Here is a 17,072-nt window from a genome sequence, read left to right as displayed (position 1 = left end):
ATCCCTTTCAAGCTTCCACGACCATCGTTCCGAAGAACTGATGGTCACCGCCATTGCCGCTCGCGATGCCGACGCGCGCGCCCTTGATCTGGCGCTCGCCCGCGCGGCCCCAGACCTGCAGCGCGGCTTCCGCCACGCGCACCATCGCCGTGACCGCGATGGCATTGGTGCAGAGCACACCACCCGAAGGGTTCACCACCGCGCCGGCATTGCCACCAAGCGCGAAGGCGCCTTCGCTCAGCATCGCCGGCGACGTGCCGAGATCGGCGAGGTCAGCGGCCTCGATCGAGTGGAACTCGGTGTTGCTGAAGGGGGCGTAGAGCTCGGCCGCGTGCACCTGCTTGCGCGGGTCCTTGATGCCGGCCATCGCATAGGACTTCTTGAACGACGCCTTCAGCGCATGTGCGTCGGCATGGTCGGCCGTGTAGCCACGGCCCATGCGGTCGCCGAGGTAGTAGGTCTCGGAGCTGTGGGCGAGGCCGGTGATCCACACCGCGTCCAGCCCGCGCTCCTTGATCCAGCGTTCCGAAGCAAGCACCATCGCGCAGCCGCCCGAGGATTGCGGGCAGCAGTCGAACAGCTTGACCGGCCAGGAGATCATACGGGAGGCCATCACCTCCTCGATGGTGGTCTCGGTGCGAAGATGCGCGTGCGGGTTCTTCGACGCGTGCCGCCGGTTCTTCACCACGACGCGCGCCATGTCCTCCTGCGTCATGCCGTATTTGTGGGCGTAGCGGATCGCGGACATCGCGAGCATGTTGATCGTGCCGAGCGGCAGGCTGCGTTCGTAGATCGGGTCCCAGATCTTGTTCAGCACGGTCTGGCTGTCGCCGCACTCGCCGACCTTGTCGGCGCCCGCGGTCAGCACGACGTCGCAGGCACCCGACGCGACGTGCGTCCAGGCTGTGGCGACGGAGGAGATCCCGGTGGCGCCGCCGGTGTTGATGCGCAGGAAGCGCTTGTTGCGCGCGCCTACCGCATCCACGCCGAGCCGCTCGGCATTGCCAATGCCGACCATGGCGTCGGGCGACAGCGAATAGACCACCGCCTCTATTTCGTCGAAGTCGAGACCGGCATCGCGCATGGCGATGACGACGGCTTCGCGCACCAGGTCGGGATAGCTGGCGTCGTTGCGCCGCGGCTGGAAGTTCGACTGGCCGATGCCGATGATGCCGACGCGCCCGCTCATGCCGCGTTCCTCCCGGCGTCGAGGACAATGACTGTCTGGTACTGCATGGCGGGTCCGCTCGCGGCATGCGCAAGGCCTCGCTTGGCCCCGGGCTTCTGATGCGCGCCGGCTCGACCGCGGAGCTGGTTCGCCACTTCGGCGATGCGGATCAGGCCGGTGCAGAAGACCGGATTGAGGGAGGCGACACCGCCTGAAAGGTTCACCGGCATCTTCTCGTCTGGCCCGAACGCCGGCGGCTTTTCCTGCCATTGCCCCCGCGGCGCGAGGCCGAGCGCGTCCAGCGCGATCAGCGCCTGGTACGGCGTGACGTCGGTGACCTCGGCGAGGTCGAAGGCGGTCGCCGCATTCGTCACGCCAGCCTCGCCATAGGCCTGCTTCGCGGCAGCCTCCAGCGCCGGCGCCTTCGCGAGGTCGCGGTCGCCGAGGAAGGCGGGCTCGGTCGCCCAGCCCATGCCGGAGATCCAGGCGACGGAGCCAAGGCTGCGTTCCCGGATGAAATCCTCCGAGGCGAGCATCAGCGCGACGATGCCGGTGGCCGGCTGCGGGACGGTGTCCTCCCGCAGCGGCCAGCGGGTCGGGCGGCCCTTCGGCGGGTTGGCCTTCACCAACTCGGGGAAGGCGCGCGCGCCGTTGCGCCGGCCCGCGGCGAGCACACCCTCGGCGACACGGCCAGTGCCGGGGTCGGCGTGCTCCAGCACGTTCGCCTGCAGCGCGGCGGCGGCAAGCTCGTCCAGCGGTAGGCGCCGATGGAACAGCGGGTCATTCGCCAGCCGCTGCGCCTCGGGGATCGAGGACGCCTCGGTCGGGCTCCATGCGACGACGAGCTGCGTCCGGAACTGGCCGGAGGCGATGCGGAGCGCGCCGAGGATGAAGGCATGCTCGCCCGAAGAGGGCGTCGAGAGGATGTCGCGGTCCACGCCGCCGAGCGGCGCGGAGGCCATCATGACGGTGATCGCACGGCCGTCATACTGGTCGTTCGCGCCGACCGCGATCCCTTCCAGGTCGTCGGTCGTCAGCCCGGCATCCGCCAGCGTCGCCTTCATGGCGTCGTGCAGATGCTCCTCCAGGGAGTGGTGTCCGTCGTCGGGGATGCTGGGGCGTATGGTCACGCCCACCACCCCGACCCTTGGTCCTGCTGCCATCTGTTCCTCTCTCCCTCGTTCAGTCCGCGGCGCCGGCGTGGGGGACCGCCGGTCGCGCATCCGTCTCGCGCATCAGCGGGCGGGCGGAAGGCGGCACGCCATCCACCCAGGCCGGGAACAATGTCTGCAGCGCGCCATCGGCGCTGCGACGCACAAGGCGGCGCGCCTCGTGGTGCGGCGAGGCGACGGCCTCGCCGAGATCGAGCACCGCACTGAAGCAGCAATCGGCCGGGCCGAAGCGGGCGACGGCCTCGTCGCGCGTGAAGCGCCCGATCACCGCCTGAACCTCGGCCATCAGTGCGGCCTGCGGGAGCGGATCGGCCTGGCGGGCGATCCAGTCCGGGCGCTGCGCGGCGAGGCAGAAGGCGCGCCAGAATTTCGGCTCGATGGCGCCTAGCGTGACGTGCCGCCCATCGGCGCAGCGATAGGTGCGGTAATAGGCGGCGCCGCCGTTGAGGTAGGTCTCCGCGGGCTGCGGCACCTCTCCGGTGGCGCCGTGGCCGGCAACCTGGAAGATCTGCAGCGGCATGGGGGCGTCGGCCAGCCCGAGGTCGATGTGGCAGCCCTGCCCGTCCCTTCCGCGCGCGAGCAGCGCGCCGAGGATGGCGAGGGCGGCGAACAGCGCGCCGGTGCCGTCGGCGACCGGCGGATCGAGGAAGGCGGGCGTGCCCTCCCCGTTGCGGTGCATCACGCCGGCGGTGGCGAGGTAGTTGTTGTCGTGCCCCGCCGCCTGCGCCAGCGGACTCCCGGTGCCGTAGCCGCTCACCGAGCAGTAGATCAGCCGCGGATTGACCGCGCGCAGCGTCGCCCAGTCCGCGCCGAGGCGCGCCATGACGCCGGGCCGGAACCCTTCGATCAGCACGTCCGCGCCGCGCACCAGGTCGAGGAAGGCGGCATGGCCGTCCGGGCGCTTGAGGTCCATGCGCAGCAAGGTCTTGCCGGCGTTCACCGCGGCATGGAAGACGGGCGTGCCGGCGGCGTCGCGAGGCCCGAGATCGCGCATCGGGTCGCCCGATGGCGGCTCGATCTTCAGCACCTCGGCGCCCATGTCGGCCAGCAGCAGGCTGGCCAGCGGCCCCGGCAGGAACCAGGAGAGGTCGAGCACCCGCAGGCCCTGGGCGAAGCGGCCGAGACGCGATACCGGGTGCCCGCCGTCCATCACGGTCAGCGCCTCGGCCAGATCGGCTGCGCCATGGCGGCGTCGTTCGGATAGACGGTGACGGGCACGCCGTTCTGCCATTGCGCGATCACCAGCGGCGCGCCGACACGGCGGCCGCGCTCGTCGAACCTCACGCGATGGCCGGGGTAGGCACCCGCGGCGGGGCCTTCGGTCAGGTCGAGCGCGCGGATCGCGTCATTGACCTTCTCGCGCTCGGTCGTGCCGGCGCGCTCCACCGCCTCCCGCAGGATCATCATGTGGCCGTAGTTCGACAGGCTGTCCTGCGTGATCCAGGGCTCGCCGGTCTTCTCGCGGAACCGGGCGATCAGATCCTCCTGGCCCTTCATGCCCCAGGTCGCGGTGATGAACATCGCGCCTTCCAGCAGGTTGGGGCCGAGCAGGCGCAGCAGGTCGGGCGAGCCCATCGGGCCGCCATTGTTGATGATGGGCAGGCGGCCGCGGCCAAGGCCGATCTCGTTGAGCTTCTCGAGCGTCAGCTTGATGTCGGGGATCGCGGTGGGCAGCAGCAGCAGGATGTCCGGCCGCGCCGCGCGCACGCGCTGCATCACCGGGCCGGCATCGGAGAGCGGCGGCGTGAAGGTCTCGTCCACCACGATGCGCACGCCGAGCCGCTCCGCCCCGCCGGCGCGCAGGCCGCGGGTGAAGGAAACCGGCGAGGCCGTGTTGTCCATCACGATGCCCATGGTCTGCGGCGCGCGGCCGGTCGCGGCCTTCGCCAGCTCGATGATGGTGGGCAGCGCATTCGCCGCCTGGTCGTCGGCGGTCGGCGAGGTCTGATAGACGTGGCGGAAGCCGCGGCTGGTGATCAGGTCGGAATAGGAGAGCGTCAGCCACGGCACGCCCGCGCGCTCCGTCACCTCGGTGACCGCCAGCGTGAAGGAGGAGACATAGGCGCCGGCCCCGCCGACGAGCTGCGGCTCCTGCGCGAGCAGGCGCTCGGCCGCGGTCTTCGCCTTCTCCGGGCTGTCGCCGACATCCACCGTGGCGAGCCGCACGCGCGCGCCGCCGAGGGCACGGATGCCGCCGGCGTTGTTGATCTCGTCCACCGCGAAGCGGGCGCCAAGCACCGACAGCTCGCCGAGGCGCGCCCAGGGTCCGCTGAGCGGCGACGCCATTGCGAAGACCACCTCGCGCGCCTGGGCGCGGACCGCGGGCGCGGCAAGGCCGAGCGTCGCCGCGGCGGTGAGCGAACCGAACTGCCTGCGTGAAAGCGTCATTGCCGTTCTCCTCCTGAGGTCAGACGCCGAGATAGGCCTGGCGCAGCCGGTCGGCGGACAGTTCGCCAACCGGCCCGTCCAGCACGATTCGCCCGGTTTCCAGCACGTAGCCGCGGTCGCAGGCGTCCAGCGCCTCCGCGACGCGCTGCTCGACGAGCAGGATGGTCATGCCGTCGGTCCGGTGCAGTTCGCGGATCGCGTCAAAGATCGTGTCCGCCATGACGGGCGAGAGGCCCATGGACGGCTCGTCGAGCATCAGCAGGCGCGGCCGCGACGCCAGCGCGCGGCCGATCGCCAGCATCTGCTGCTGCCCGCCGGAGAGCGTCCCCGCATACTGCGCGCGGCGCTCCGCCAGGATGGGGAACAGCGCGTAGATCCGCTCCAGCGACTGCGCGAAGACCGCGCGCCCGGCCGCGGGCCAGGCGCCCATCTCCAGGTTCTCGAGCACGCTGAGCGAGGCGAAGACTCGCCGGCCCTCCGGCACATGCGCGATGCCGAGATGCGCGCGTTCCGCCGCCGGGCCGGCGAGCAGGTCCTGGCCCTCGAGCAGGATGCGGCCGGCGCGCGCCGGGACGGTGCCGGAGATCGCCTTGAACAGCGTCGTCTTGCCCGCCCCGTTCGGGCCGACGACGGCGATGAACTCCCCGGCGCGCACCTCGAGGGAGACATCGCGCAGCGCGGCAAGGCCGCCATAGGCCACCGAGAGATCCTCAACCCGCAGCATGAGACAGCGCCCATTTACGGCCGAGATAGGCCTCGATGACTTCCGGCTGGCGGGTGACCTGCGCCGGTGGCCCCTCGGCGAGCAGCCTTCCCTGGTCGAGCACGACGAAGCGGTCCACCAGGCCGACCATGGCGTGCATCGTGTGCTCGATGATGACGACGGTGACGCCGGCGGCGGGCAGGCGGCGGACGACGGCGATCAGCTCGTCGGTCTCCGCGGCGCCAAGGCCAGCGAGCGGCTCGTCCAGCAGCAGCAGGCGCGGTCCGCCGGCCAGCGCGCGGGCGAGCTCCATCAGGCGGAGGTCTCGGGTCGTGAGGTCGCCGGCGATCGCCTCCGCCTTGTCCTCGAGCCCGACCTGGGCGAGGGCGCGGCGCGCCGCCTGCCGCGCCGCGGCATCCGTGGCATGGGCGACGAAGGCGCCGACCAGCACGTTCTCCAGGATGGTCATGCGGGCGAAGGCGCGGGCGACCTGGAAGGTCCGGCCGACGCCGAGCCGGCAGATCGCGTTCGGGCGCAGCCCGACGAGGCTCCGCCCTTCGAAGCGCAGCTCTCCCGCGCTCGGCACGACGATGCCGTTCAGCATGTTGAACAGCGTCGTCTTGCCCGCGCCGTTCGGGCCGATGATGCCGAGGATCTCGCCCTGCGGCACGGTGAAGGAGACGTCCTGCACCGCCGCGACGCCGCCGAAGTTGCGGCCGAGGCCGCGCACCTCGAGCAGCGCACCGTCGCCGACCGGTGGGCGCGGCGCGGGGTCGGGGCGGGGTGCCTGGGCCGGCGCGGCCACCGCCCGCGCCTGGCGCGGCGCGCGCAGGTCGCGGATCTTCCAGTAGAGGCCCTCGGGCGCCAGCAGGATCACCAGGATGATCGCCAGGCCATAGAGCACGCCGTGGATGCCGGGCAGGAACCCGCCGAACTCCGCGCGTAGCGTCTCGGCGAGCGGGACGAGGATGGCGGCGCCGATTACCGGCCCCCACAGCGTCCCGGCGCCGCCGAACATCGGCAGGATCACCGCCTCCGCCGAGACGACGAGACCGAAGACGGAGCCCGGCGTCACCACCAGCAGCACCATCGCGTAGAGGCCGCCGGCGGCGGCCGCGATCGCGCCGCTGAGCGCGATGGCGCGCAGCTTCCAGGCGCGGGTGTCCACGCCGGCCGCCTCGGCCGCCAGCTCGTTCTGCTTGATCGCGAGCAGCGAGAGGCCGAAGCGCGAATTCTCGACCGCGGAGCAGATCGCGAGGGAGACCGCCAGCAGGCCCAGCGCGATGGCGAGGTAGGCGCGCGGGTCCTGAAACTGCATGAACCAGGCCGCGTGCTCGCGCTTCAGCGGGATGGAAACCTCCTGCAGCCCCATCCAGTCGAAGAGGTAGGTCAGCACCAGCGGGTAGGCGAGCATGGCGAGCGCGAAGTAGATGCCGCGCAGCCGGAAGGTCGGCACGCCGATCGCAAGGCCCGCCACCGCGCCGAGCCCCGCCGCGACCGGGATCCCGAACCACGGCGTCAGGCCAAACTTCACCAGCATCAGCGTGACGGCATAGGCGCCGAGGCCGAAGAACGCCGCATGGCCGAAGGAGACGAGTCCGCTGTAGCCGCTGAACAGGTTCCAGGACACGCCGAGCACCGCCCAGATCGGCACCAGCGTCAGCAGCAGCTGGTAGTAGCGGTTCGGCACGACCCAGCCGAGCGCGAGCCAGGCGGCGCAGAAGGCCGCGATCAGCAGGAGGGTGCGGGGCGGCAGCAGGCGCGCCATCTCAGGCGCGCTCCACGTTGCGGCCGAACAGCCCCTGCGGTCGGAACAGCAGGATCAGCACGAAGGCCGCGAAGATCGCGGCGTTCTGCAGCTGCAGCGGCATGACCAGGGTGGAAAGCTGCTGCACCAGGCCGATCACCATGCCGCCCCAGAAGGCGCCGCTGATGCTGCCCATGCCGCCGAGCACCACGCCGGCATACATGATGATGATGAAGTCCACGCCGACGAAGGGCTGCACGGGGTAGTAGGCAACGATGAGCCCGCCGGCGAGTCCCGCCACCGCGGTGCCGATCGCGAAGGCCGTGCGGTGCGCGCGGTCCACGTCGATGCCCATGTAGGTCGCGGCTTCCGGGTTGTCGGCCGCGGCGCGGAGCGACTTGCCGAGCCGCGTACTCGACACCAGGCGGAACAGGGCGAAGGCGACGACGAGGGAAAGCAGCGCGGCGATGGCGCGCGCCTGGTTGATGAAGACGGCGCTGAAATCGTCGTAGAGCAGCGGCACTTCCCAGGCGGAGGAGGAGAGCGGCGTCAGCACGGTGTGGGGCGAGGTGCCGAGCAAGATCAGTGCGCCGTTCTGCAGGACCAGCGCGATGCCGAGCGTCAGGATGAGCTGCGCCTGGTGACCTTCCGCCGAGAGCCCGACGGCACGCAGCCCTGTAGTGCGCGCGATCAGCAGCCGGTGCAGCGCCGCGCCTAGGACGAAGAGGATGGGGACCGTCAGCGCCGCCGCGACGAAGGGCGTGGCCTCGCCGAGCAGCGTCGTGCCGAGCACGTTCGTCGCCAGGAAGAAGGCCAGGTACATCCCGACCATCATGAAGTCGCCCTGCGCGAAGTTGATGACGCGCATGATCCCGAAGATGAAGGCGAGCCCGACGCAGAGCAGCCCGTAGACGCAGCCGACCATGATGCCTGCGGTCAGCGCCTGGGCGGCCTGCTCCATGAAGGCGGCGGCGTTCATGCGGCCGGCCTCAGCGTCACGCGGCCAACGGCGCTGCCCGCCTCGACAATCAGGTGGGCCTCCGCCGCTGCAGCGAGCGGCAGCGCGCGGTCGAGCACGGCGCGGATCGCGCCACGTGCCAGCAGGGAGAGGACCTGACGAAGCTCGGCGCGCGTGGTGCTGGTCGCACTGAGCAGAGAGATCCCGCGCAGAAAGAGCTGGGCGGGATTGAAGGGCACGAAGTCGCCGTTGAGCTGGCCGATCAGCACCCAACGCCCAGCCTTGGCGAGGCTGCGCCGGGTCGGCTGGAAGAGCGGCGTGCCTACGGTGTCGAGGACGACGTCCGCCCCCTCCCCCGCCGTCAGATCCCTTACGGCGCCCGAGAAATCCTCGCCGCGGGCATGCAGCACAACGTCGTCGGCGCCGGCATCGCGCAGCGGCGCGACCTTGGAGGGCGACGTCGTCTGGGCCAGCACGCGGGCGCCGGCCAGCCGCGCGAGCTGCACGCCGTGCATGCCGAGCCCGCCGCCGGCGCCGGTGACGAGCACCGTATCGCCAGGCGCGACGCGGCCCACCTCGCGCGTTGCATGGAACATCGTGCCGATCGCGCAGGCGGCGATGGCGGCGGCCTCGGGCGCCACGCCTTCCGGCACAGGCACAACCATGCCGGCATCGAGCACGACGTAGTCCGCATAGCCGCCGTTCAGGCCGGCATCGCCGAGGAACACGGCTTCCGCGCAGAGCGGCTCGCGCGCTTGCGTGCAGTGGCGGCAGATGCCGCAGACATGGCCGCGCTGCGTGGTCGCCACCCGCTGGCCGATGCGCGCGTCGCGCACGTCCCGGCCGGCCGCGACGATCGTCCCGCAGATCTCGTGGCCCGGGATGAAAGGCAGCTCGACGCCGGTCTTCAGCGTGCCGTTGCGCGTGACGATGTCATGGAAGCAGACGCCGCAGGCCTCGACGCGTAGCACGACCTGGCCGGGCCCGGGCGCCGGATCGGGCAGCGTCTCGATCCCGAGCGCGGTCTCGGCAGGGCCGGTGGCACGGACGACGACGGCCTTCACAGCACGGCCACGGGGGTCAGCGGGCTGCCGGTCGCGCCGGTGAGCGGCAGCGCTGCGGCCATGAACAGGAAGGCGGTCGCGCCCGCCTCGGCCAGCGCCTTGAGCCGCATGCCTTCGAGCAGCGGGATCCCGTGGTCGCGCAGCAGGCGCTGGTGCACCGGGAAGACCTGGCCGGCGGGAAAGGGCAGGACCTCGATGGCGAAGTTGTCCGCGCCGACCAGGGCGATGCCGTGCTCCGCCAGCCAGAGCGCTCCTTCCACGTCCAGGCCGGGTTCGGTGTCGAAGGAGATCAGCCGGTTCGGCTTCCCGTCCTGCGCCTCGAGCCAGCCGGTGCGCAGCAGGACAGCGTCGCCCTCCTCGGGCATGACGCCGGCGCGTGCGGCGGCTTCCTGCAAGGCGGTGCGCCCGACCGGCGTGCCGTCCGGCAGCGGCCCGTCCACCGCGAGGTCGAGCAGGATGCCCCGCGTGACCAGCGGCGGCAGCTTCTCGACGCCCAGGCGCTGCGCACCCGTCGTGCTGCGCAGCGTATTGCCGGGAAAGCCGTTGTAGAGAAGGTCGTCGCACCAGGCATGGCACAGCGCGTCCACATGCGTACCCAGATGCAGCGGCAGCACGACCGTGTCCTCGGCGAACTGGAAGCCGCCCGGTCGCTTCGCACCGGCGGCGTAGTCGCCGCCGTCACGGCCCATGAAGTGCATCATCGGCGCGCGGTGATGCGGGATCGGCGTCGCCGCATGCAGGGGCTGCGCGAGCGGGACGACGCGGCCGCTGCGCACCAGCCCGGCCGCGCGCCGCACCTGCGCGGCGCCCGCGAGGTTCGGCGCGCCGGCCTCGTCCTGTTCTCCCCAGCGTCCCCAGGCCTCGCGCGCCATCCGCTCAGCCCTTCGCGGGCCGCAGGGCGGCCGCCTCATCCTTCAGGGACCTCCGCAGCAGCTTGCCCGTCACGGTGGTCGGCAGCGCGGCGCGGATCTCGATGCGGTCCGGCACCTTGTAGGCAGAGGCGATGGCGCGGCAATGCGCGACCAGCTCCTGCTCGCCGAGCGGCGCATCGGGCTTGGGCACGACGAAGGCGACGATCAGCTCGCCCTTCTCCGCATCCGGCACGCCGACCACGCCGGCCTGCGAGACCGCGGGATGCTGCATCAGCGCATCCTCGACCTCGGCCGGAGAGACGTTGATGCCGGAGCGCTTGATCATCTCGCCGCTGCGGCCGAGGAACTGCACGCGGCCCTCGGCGTCGAGCTGACCGATGTCGCCGCTGCGGAACCAGCCGTCCCCGGTGAAGACGGCAGCGTTGTAGTCGGCGCTCGCGCCGCCATAGCCCCGCATGAGGTAGCCCGACACTTCGATCAGGCCCGGCCGGCCACGGCCGAGCTCCTCGCCGGTCTCGGGGTCCACGATGCGCAGGCGCACGCCGGGCAGCGGCGGCCCCTGGCAGGTGCTGCGCAGCTCCAGCGGCCAGTCATGCGGGGTGACGCAGCAATTCCCGTAGGTCTCGCTCGCGCCATAGATGTTGCTGATCTGCGAGGCGCCGAGATGCTGCGCCGCGGCGACCACGTCCTGCGGCGCGCCGATCGTCAGACCCTTCTGCAGGCTCCGCGTGCGCTCCGGCCGGAAGTCGGGGTGGCGGATCAGTGCCGCCGTCATTGCGGGCAGCGTGTAGATCGAGGTGCAGCGGTGCCGCTCGATCAGGTCAAGCGCCTCGCCAGGCTCGAAGCGGGACTGCAGGACCAGCGTCGCGCCGTGGCCGAAGGTGGCGGGCAGCGCGTTGACCGCGCCATAGGCCCAGAACAGCGGGATCGCGGCGAGGACGCGGTCCTCCGGCAGCAGGCCCTGGCGTTCGCCGATGTTGAAGCCGTTCTCGACGATGCCGTGCTGGATCAGCCGTACCGCCTTCGGCTTGCTGGTCGAGCCCGAGGTGTAGAGCACGATGCCGTCGTCGCCCGCGCCTGCCGCCTCGCCCGGAGGGAGCGGTGCCATCGCGGGCGGCGTGGCCAGCAGCGCCTCGTAGTCCAGCCAGCCGCGCGGCGCGTCGCCGCCGACCATCACGAGCTCGCGCAGGGAGGGGAAGCGTGTGGAGCGCCAGCCCTCGCCCGCCGCTGTTTCAGGGACCAGCGCGCCGAGGGATTCTGAAAAATCCTCCTTGCCGAAGTGCGGCAGCGCGAACAGCGTGCGCACCCCGGAATCGGCCAGCAGGAAGTCGAGCTCCTGCCTGGTTGACCAGGTGCTGAAGGGCACGATCACCGCGCCGGTGGCGGAGGCGCCGAACAGCGCCTCCAGGAACTCCACGCGGTTGTTCATCAGCAGGCCGACGCGCTCGCCATGGGCAAAGCCGCGCGCGCGCAGCGCGGCGGCAACGGCTCGGGCACGCGCGGCAAGGGCGGCGTAGGTCACCGACTGTCCGGCGGCGACCACAGCCGGCGCGTCGGGCCGTGCGGCCGCCTGCTCCTCCAGCAGGTCGTGCAGGGTGCGGGCGAGCGGCGGGCGCATGCGCGATCAGCGGGCCGGACAGGGGGGTGGCGCGTGCCGGGCCCTGCTTCGCATTGCGTCCTCCCTCCGGTCCTGTTCTGGCAGGAGCGCGGTATCTGATGCGTTCCTGAACATACTGAACAGTAGCCTAATGTCCCGAACGAACGCAAGCGGGAAAATCCTCCCGCTCCGCCGCCCGGCCACGGGCCGGCGCCTAGTGCGGCTCCAGCCCGAACTCCCGCAGCACTTCCTCCGTGTGCTCGCCGAGGCGCGGCGGCAGGCGGCGGATGGATGGCGGAGTCGCCACCAGGCCGAGCGGGCTTGCGGGCAGGCGCAGCATTCCCTCGGTGGGGTGGCGGTGCATCTCCCAGAAGCCGGTCGCGACAAGGTGCGGATCATCCAGCAGCTGCTCGAGGTCCTGCACGGCGGCGACCGGAATGTCGGCCGCGAGCAGCGCCTCGAGCCAGGCTGCATTGCCGCGCTCCATCAGCAGCGCGGCGACGGTCGCCCAGACCTCGTCTAGATGCGACTGCCGGCCGGCCAGCGTCGCCCAGGCCGGATCGGCCGCGAGCTCGCTGCGCCCCGCGATCTCCAGGAAGCGCTTCCAATGCGCATCGGTGTAGGGCAGCAGGCAGATCCATCCGTCCGCGGTGCGGAAGGGCCGGCGGAGGGCCTTGCGCACCGGCGTGTAGCCCATCTCGCCGGCCGGCGGCTCGAAGATGCAGCCTCCGAGGTGCTCGGCGGCGTTGAAGGCGACGAGCGTCTCCAGCATCGGCACCTTCACCTGCTGCCCGAGCCCGCTGCGTTCCCGATGGAACAGCGCCACCGCGATGCCGAGCGCGGCATGCACTGCGGCCACCTTGTCGCCGATGATCGAGGGCACGTAGCGCGGCTCCCCGGCCGCGACCTGCTGCAGCATCGCCAGGCCCGACAGGGCCTGCACGATGTCGTCATAGGCGGGGCGGCCGGCATAGGGGCCGCCTTCCGCGAAGCCGGTGGCGTGGCAGAGCACGAGGCGTGGATTGGGCGCCGACAGCGCCGCCCATGACAGGCCGAGCCGCTCGGCCGCGGGCGTACGGATCGAATGCAGCAGCACGTCGCTCCGCGCCGCCAGGGCGCACAGCCGAGCCTGGCCCTCCGGCTGCTTGAGGTCCAGCACGATGCTGCGCTTGTTGCGGTTGTTGGCCATGAACAGCGCGCCCATGCCCTCGTGGCGGCGTGGGCCGATGGAGCGCGTGATGTCGCCTTCCGGCGCCTCCACCTTGATCACATCGGCGCCGAGGTCGCCGAGCATCTGCGCCGTCATCGGGCCTAGGACAACGGAAGAGAGGTCGAGGACGCGGATCCCGTCCAGGGCGCCGGTCATGGCGCCCGTCCGTGACGAGCCGCTAGCCCGCGATCGCCCTGAGTGCGCGCACTGAAAGTAGGCACGCCAGGGCGTGAACCGCGGGAGCAAACAGCAGCCGGGACGCTCTCGCGCTGATCACGGTCAGCGCGATGGCGGGCTAGCGGCGGCGAGTCGGGCGTTTCGCCGCGACGGCACGCGGGCGCGGCTGGGCAGCGCGTGCCGCCCGCGGCGCCGGCGCCTCGGCCTGCGCCATGGCGAGCAGCAGGCGCGACATCTCCTCCGCCAGGTCGGGCAGGGCCAGGCGTCCGTTCGGGCGGTACCAGACATAGGCCCAGCTCACCATGCCGCCGATGGCGAGCGCCGCCAGGCGCGGATCGGCGATCCGGAACTCCCCGGCCGCCACGCCTTCCTCCAGCAGGGCCGAGAGCTTGTGGTCGAAGTCGCGCCGCATCTTGCTGATCCGGGCGAAGTCCGCGGGCAGGAGGTTCTTCTCCTCCCGCGCAAAGATCGCGATGTGCTTCTGGCTGCGGAGCACCGCCGTCACGAAGCGACGCCCGAGCTCCGCCAGCTTGCCAGTCGGCGGCCGGTCGAGCGCGAGCACGCTGTCCATGGCCTCCAGCGCCGAGGCGATGCCGCGCGAGCAGATCTCCGCCAGCAGTTCGGTCTTCGAGCTGAAATGGGCGTAGATGAAGGGTTTGGTGACGCCGAGCCGCTCGGCAACCGCATCGAGCGTCGTGTTCTCGTAGCCGCGGTCGTAGAAGAGCTCGACGGCGGCGGTGATGGTCCGCTCGCGCTTCAGCGCTGCCACCTCGTCCCGGATGCCCAGCGTCGGAGCCGTTGTTGTCGTAGACATCGTGAAACGGGTCTGCCTTGATTCCGGAGGGTACGGAGTCGTACCTCATACCAGAGATTGAGCGTCTGTTCCAGGGGAAGGCGCGGGAAAGCGCGGCGTGCGACGTCATCGCTCGGACCGCCGGTTCGCGGGCAGCATCTCGCGGGCGATGATCTCCTTCATCACCTCCACGGCGCCGCCACCGATCCGCCCGAGCCTGGCGTCCACGAAGGCGCGGGCGATCGGGAACTCCCACATGTAGCCCCAGCCGCCGAAGAGCTGCAGGCATCCATCCATCACGCGCCCCTGCAGCTCCGTCGTGGTGAGCTTGAGCATCGCCGCGTCGGTCGCTGAGAGCTGGCGAGCCAGGTGCAGCTCGATGCAGCGGTCGAGGAAGACGCGCTGCGCCTGGGTCTCGGCCCGCATCTCTGCGAGCCTGAAGCGGGTGTTCTGGAAGTCGGCGAGCGTCTGGCCGAACATGCGGCGCTGCGTCGCATAGTCGAGCGTCCATTCAATCGCGGCTTCCGCCGAGGCGATCGCGCGGATCCCCTGCACGAGCCTTTCCTGCGCGAGCTCTTGCATGAGCTGGTGGAAGCCGCGGCCTTCCTGTCCCAGTAGGTTGGCGGCCGGGACACGCATGTCCTGGAAGAACAGCTCCGAGGTGTCCTGCGCCTTGCAGCCGATCTTCTCGAGTTTGCGGCCGCGGGTGAAGCCGGGCCGGTCGGTCTCGACCAGCAGCAGGCTGATGCCGCGCGCGCCCGCCTTCGGATCGGTCTTGCAGGCCAGCACCAGCAGGTCCGCGTTGTGGCCCGAGGTGATGAACACCTTCTGGCCGTTCACGACGTATTCGTCGCCATCGCGGATCGCGGTAGTCTTGATGGCGGCGAGGTCGCTGCCGCCCGAAGGCTCGCTCATGCCGAGCGCGGTGATCACCTCGCCACGCGCCATGGCGGGAAGCCAGCGCTGCTTCTGCGCCTCGGTGCCGTAGTGCACGAGGTAGGGGGAAATGATCTCGGAATGGAGGTAGAAGGTCGGGCCGGTGGCGCCAGCACGCGCCATCTCCTCCACCATGATCGCGCCGAACAGGAAGTCGCCGCCGGCGCCGCCATACTCCTCCGGCACCTCGGTGCAAAGGAAGCCGGCGGCGCCGGCCTTCCGCCACAGGTCGCGCGGGACGATGCCGGCCTTCTCCCACTCTGCATGCTGCGGCGTGATCTCGTCCGCGATGAAGCGGCGGACCGAATCGCGGAAGATGTCGTGCTCGAGGCTGAAGAGCGTGCGGGGGATCAAGCTGGGTTTCCTCGCGGGATGCCATCTGGCATATTCTTCTACTGGCCAGTAAAGCCGGGATCGCGTACCAATGCAAGGCTTTCCGCCACGCGCGGCGCGCTTGCGCTGTGCAGGGTCCGGAAGGCTGAGCGGGAGCGGCAGTGGCCATGTCGGGGAGCATCAGCGGGAAGGTCGCGATCGTCGGGATCGGGCAGAGCGCCTTCGGTCGGTTCCTGCCCGACAGCCAGCTCGGCCTTGGCGCGCAGGCACTGCGCGCGGCGCTGGACGATGCCGGGCTGCAGCGGTCGGACATCGACGGGCTCTCGCTGCACATGGGCTGGCCGCTCGGCGCCGACTACGACCGCATGGCGGAGGTCTACGGCCTCGAGGTCGACTACGTGAACCAGGCCTGGACGCATGGGCGCTTCGTCACCAGCGCGCTGCAGCACGCCGCGATGGCGATCGCGACGGGCATGGCGTCGGTGGTGGCCTGCATCACCGCGATCTGCTTCACCCGCGAACGCCACATCCTCGGCGGGCCTGGCGACCAGGAAGGCATGCGGGAGCAGGGTGCGACGCATGGGGAGAACCCGGTTTTCGGCCTGACCTCGCCGGCCGCCGGCGCGGCCTTCGCGATGCAGCGCTACATGGCGCTTTACGACGCGACCAGCGCGGAGCTTGCGGCGGTGCCGGTCGCGCTCCGCCGGCACGCGCAGTTGAACCCCCAGGCGCTGATGAAGAAACCCCTCACGACCGAGGACCATCAGGCCGCGCGCATGATCGTGGACCCGCTGCGCCTGTTCGACTGCTCGCTCGTCACCGATGGCGCGGTCGTCGTGCTGCTCGCCGGCGCGGACCGTGCCCGCGACCTGCGGCAGAAGCCCATCCGCATCACCGGGATGCAGGGCATCCGATCCGGCCGGGACGAGTTCATCTTCGCGCCGCCCAACCTCGGCATCAACCAGCAGCCCACGGCCCGCGTCACCCCGCGCGAGCGCGACCTCGCGGCCTACCGCATGGCCGGGCTGGAGCGCGGCGCGATCCAGGGCTTCTACACCTACGACGCCTTCTCGCCCCTCGTGCTCTTCGCGCTGGAACGCTTCGGCTTCTGCGGGCCCGGCGAGGCCGCGGGCTGGGTGCAGGGCGGCCGCATCGGGCCCGGCGGCGAACTGCCGGTGAACACCTCGGGCGGCCTGCTCTCCGAGGCGCATGTCTGCGGCTGGAACTCGATCGCGGAGATGGTCCGCCAGCTCCGCGGCGAGGCCGGGCCGCGCCAGATCCCCGACGCACGCTGCCTGCAATGGGGCACGTGCTGGGGCGATTCCGTCATCCTGCAGCGCTGAGCCGACCGCCATGATGGACCCGAACAGCCTGACCTCGAAGCCGCTGCCGCGGCTCACGCCCGACAACACGCCGTTCTGGGAGGCGTGCCGGCGGCACGAGCTGGTGCTGCCCTGGTGCGCCGCCTGCGACCGCCCGCACTGGCCGCCGGGCCCGGTCTGCCCCTTCTGCTTCGGATCACCGGTCGGCTGGCGCCGGGCCTCGGGGCGGGGCCGGATCTCCTCCTGGGTCGTCGTCCACAAGGAATGGCTGCCGGCCTTCAGGAACGACCTGCCCTACAACGCAGTGCAGGTCGAACTCGACGAGGGCGTGCGGCTGACGGGGAACGTCGTCGGCGTGCCGAACGAGGCGCTGAAGGTCGGGCTGCCGGTCGAGGTTGTGTTCGACGACGTGACGGAGACGGCGACGCTGCCCCGCTTTCGGCCGGTGGGCACGCAGGCGGAGCCGGCCACAAAGGATGCTTGACATGCCAGACGGAAGTTAACGATACTCTTCGGTACGACGCGCTTCCGATTGGATGCCGCGCGCGACGGGGAGGAGGCAGCCGCTTGCCGCAGCACCGCACTGCCGCTCCGCGAGCCGCGGCGCCAGGCCGGCCAGGCGGGGCGTGGCC

Annotated in this window: 15 protein-coding genes; 2 read left to right on the top strand and 13 right to left on the bottom strand. The window is 71.1% G+C overall.

The window, feature by feature from the left end; translation table 11 throughout:
* Positions 1 to 7 precede the first annotated feature (7 nt).
* The 13 genes from ACLF3M_RS26245 to ACLF3M_RS26185 all read right to left on the bottom strand — a co-directional run bounded on the left by ACLF3M_RS26245 (position 8) and on the right by ACLF3M_RS26185 (position 15,139).
* Positions 8 to 1,189, bottom strand: coding sequence for a thiolase family protein (locus tag ACLF3M_RS26245; RefSeq protein WP_430659955.1), 1,182 nt, complete (start codon positions 1,187 to 1,189; stop codon positions 8 to 10).
* Positions 1,186 to 2,298 carry a thiolase C-terminal domain-containing protein gene (locus tag ACLF3M_RS26240; protein WP_430659954.1) on the bottom strand — a complete coding sequence of 371 codons (1,113 nt, stop codon included), beginning with the start codon at positions 2,296 to 2,298 and terminating at the stop codon, positions 1,186 to 1,188. The genes ACLF3M_RS26245 and ACLF3M_RS26240 overlap by 4 nt, the downstream gene beginning before the upstream one ends.
* A 52-nt stretch (positions 2,299 to 2,350) precedes the next feature.
* Complete coding sequence (locus ACLF3M_RS26235; protein WP_430659953.1) at positions 2,351 to 3,490, bottom strand: CaiB/BaiF CoA transferase family protein; 1,140 nt, start codon at positions 3,488 to 3,490, stop codon at positions 2,351 to 2,353.
* A 5-nt stretch (positions 3,491 to 3,495) separates the two neighbouring features.
* A complete protein-coding gene (locus tag ACLF3M_RS26230; RefSeq protein WP_430659952.1) occupies positions 3,496 to 4,728 on the bottom strand; it encodes an ABC transporter substrate-binding protein in 1,233 nt (410 codons plus the stop codon).
* A gap of 19 nt (positions 4,729 to 4,747) precedes the next feature.
* Entirely contained in the window at positions 4,748 to 5,452 is a 705-nt protein-coding gene (locus ACLF3M_RS26225; RefSeq protein WP_430659951.1) for an ABC transporter ATP-binding protein, read from the bottom strand.
* Positions 5,439 to 7,199, bottom strand: coding sequence for an ABC transporter permease subunit (locus ACLF3M_RS26220; RefSeq protein ID WP_430659950.1), 1,761 nt, complete (start codon positions 7,197 to 7,199; stop codon positions 5,439 to 5,441). The genes ACLF3M_RS26225 and ACLF3M_RS26220 overlap by 14 nt, the downstream gene beginning before the upstream one ends.
* A 1-nt stretch (position 7,200) precedes the next feature.
* Positions 7,201 to 8,157 (bottom strand): branched-chain amino acid ABC transporter permease, encoded by a 957-nt coding sequence (locus ACLF3M_RS26215; protein ID WP_430659949.1) that lies wholly within the window; start codon positions 8,155 to 8,157, stop codon positions 7,201 to 7,203.
* Positions 8,154 to 9,200 carry an alcohol dehydrogenase catalytic domain-containing protein gene (locus tag ACLF3M_RS26210; protein WP_430659948.1) on the bottom strand — a complete coding sequence of 349 codons (1,047 nt, stop codon included), beginning with the start codon at positions 9,198 to 9,200 and terminating at the stop codon, positions 8,154 to 8,156. Before ACLF3M_RS26210 ends, ACLF3M_RS26215 begins: the two co-directional genes overlap by 4 nt.
* Positions 9,197 to 10,072, bottom strand: a complete 876-nt coding sequence (locus ACLF3M_RS26205) for a cyclase family protein (RefSeq protein WP_430659947.1) — start codon at positions 10,070 to 10,072, stop codon at positions 9,197 to 9,199. Before ACLF3M_RS26205 ends, ACLF3M_RS26210 begins: the two co-directional genes overlap by 4 nt.
* 4 nt (positions 10,073 to 10,076) lie before the next feature.
* Positions 10,077 to 11,690 (bottom strand): class I adenylate-forming enzyme family protein, encoded by a 1,614-nt coding sequence (locus ACLF3M_RS26200; protein WP_430659946.1) that lies wholly within the window; start codon positions 11,688 to 11,690, stop codon positions 10,077 to 10,079.
* A gap of 193 nt (positions 11,691 to 11,883) precedes the next feature.
* The gene (locus ACLF3M_RS26195; RefSeq protein ID WP_430659945.1) at positions 11,884 to 13,035 is read right to left on the bottom strand and encodes a CaiB/BaiF CoA transferase family protein; all 1,152 of its coding nucleotides are present in this window, start codon (positions 13,033 to 13,035) and stop codon (positions 11,884 to 11,886) included.
* Positions 13,036 to 13,174: 139 nt separating this feature from the next.
* Positions 13,175 to 13,870, bottom strand: coding sequence for a TetR/AcrR family transcriptional regulator (locus ACLF3M_RS26190; protein ID WP_430659944.1), 696 nt, complete (start codon positions 13,868 to 13,870; stop codon positions 13,175 to 13,177).
* Positions 13,871 to 13,975: 105 nt separating this feature from the next.
* A complete protein-coding gene (locus ACLF3M_RS26185) occupies positions 13,976 to 15,139 on the bottom strand; it encodes an acyl-CoA dehydrogenase family protein (RefSeq protein WP_430659943.1) in 1,164 nt (387 codons plus the stop codon).
* Between the two features lie 146 nt (positions 15,140 to 15,285).
* Here ACLF3M_RS26185 and ACLF3M_RS26180 point away from each other — a divergent pair, with 146 nt between their 5' ends.
* Both ACLF3M_RS26180 and ACLF3M_RS26175 read left to right on the top strand, forming a co-directional pair.
* The gene (locus ACLF3M_RS26180; RefSeq protein ID WP_430659942.1) at positions 15,286 to 16,461 is read left to right on the top strand and encodes a thiolase C-terminal domain-containing protein; all 1,176 of its coding nucleotides are present in this window, start codon (positions 15,286 to 15,288) and stop codon (positions 16,459 to 16,461) included.
* A gap of 10 nt (positions 16,462 to 16,471) precedes the next feature.
* Complete coding sequence (locus ACLF3M_RS26175; protein WP_430659941.1) at positions 16,472 to 16,924, top strand: Zn-ribbon domain-containing OB-fold protein; 453 nt, start codon at positions 16,472 to 16,474, stop codon at positions 16,922 to 16,924.
* Positions 16,925 to 17,072 lie beyond the last annotated feature (148 nt).

It is taken from the genome of Falsiroseomonas sp. HW251 (genome assembly GCF_050563545.1).
Lineage (GTDB): Bacteria > Pseudomonadota > Alphaproteobacteria > Acetobacterales > Acetobacteraceae > Falsiroseomonas.
This window is presented reverse-complemented; position numbering and strand designations above follow the sequence as displayed.

What these genes read in the sequence shown, in the direction of transcription:
- ACLF3M_RS26245 (WP_430659955.1), bottom strand. Translation starts at nt 1,189, where the DNA reads ATGAGCGGGCGCGTCGGCATCATCGGCATCGGCCAGTCGAACTTCCAG.
- ACLF3M_RS26215 (WP_430659949.1), bottom strand. Translation starts at nt 8,157, where the DNA reads ATGAACGCCGCCGCCTTCATGGAGCAGGCCGCCCAGGCGCTGACCGCA.
- ACLF3M_RS26205 (WP_430659947.1), bottom strand. Translation starts at nt 10,072, where the DNA reads ATGGCGCGCGAGGCCTGGGGACGCTGGGGAGAACAGGACGAGGCCGGC.
- ACLF3M_RS26175 (WP_430659941.1), top strand. Translation starts at nt 16,472, where the DNA reads ATGATGGACCCGAACAGCCTGACCTCGAAGCCGCTGCCGCGGCTCACG.
- ACLF3M_RS26220 (WP_430659950.1), bottom strand. Translation starts at nt 7,199, where the DNA reads ATGGCGCGCCTGCTGCCGCCCCGCACCCTCCTGCTGATCGCGGCCTTC.
- ACLF3M_RS26225 (WP_430659951.1), bottom strand. Translation starts at nt 5,452, where the DNA reads ATGCTGCGGGTTGAGGATCTCTCGGTGGCCTATGGCGGCCTTGCCGCG.
- ACLF3M_RS26230 (WP_430659952.1), bottom strand. Translation starts at nt 4,728, where the DNA reads ATGACGCTTTCACGCAGGCAGTTCGGTTCGCTCACCGCCGCGGCGACG.
- ACLF3M_RS26190 (WP_430659944.1), bottom strand. Translation starts at nt 13,870, where the DNA reads ATGTCTACGACAACAACGGCTCCGACGCTGGGCATCCGGGACGAGGTG.
- ACLF3M_RS26180 (WP_430659942.1), top strand. Translation starts at nt 15,286, where the DNA reads ATGTCGGGGAGCATCAGCGGGAAGGTCGCGATCGTCGGGATCGGGCAG.
- ACLF3M_RS26235 (WP_430659953.1), bottom strand. Translation starts at nt 3,490, where the DNA reads ATGGACGGCGGGCACCCGGTATCGCGTCTCGGCCGCTTCGCCCAGGGC.
- ACLF3M_RS26195 (WP_430659945.1), bottom strand. Translation starts at nt 13,035, where the DNA reads ATGACCGGCGCCCTGGACGGGATCCGCGTCCTCGACCTCTCTTCCGTT.
- ACLF3M_RS26200 (WP_430659946.1), bottom strand. Translation starts at nt 11,690, where the DNA reads ATGCGCCCGCCGCTCGCCCGCACCCTGCACGACCTGCTGGAGGAGCAG.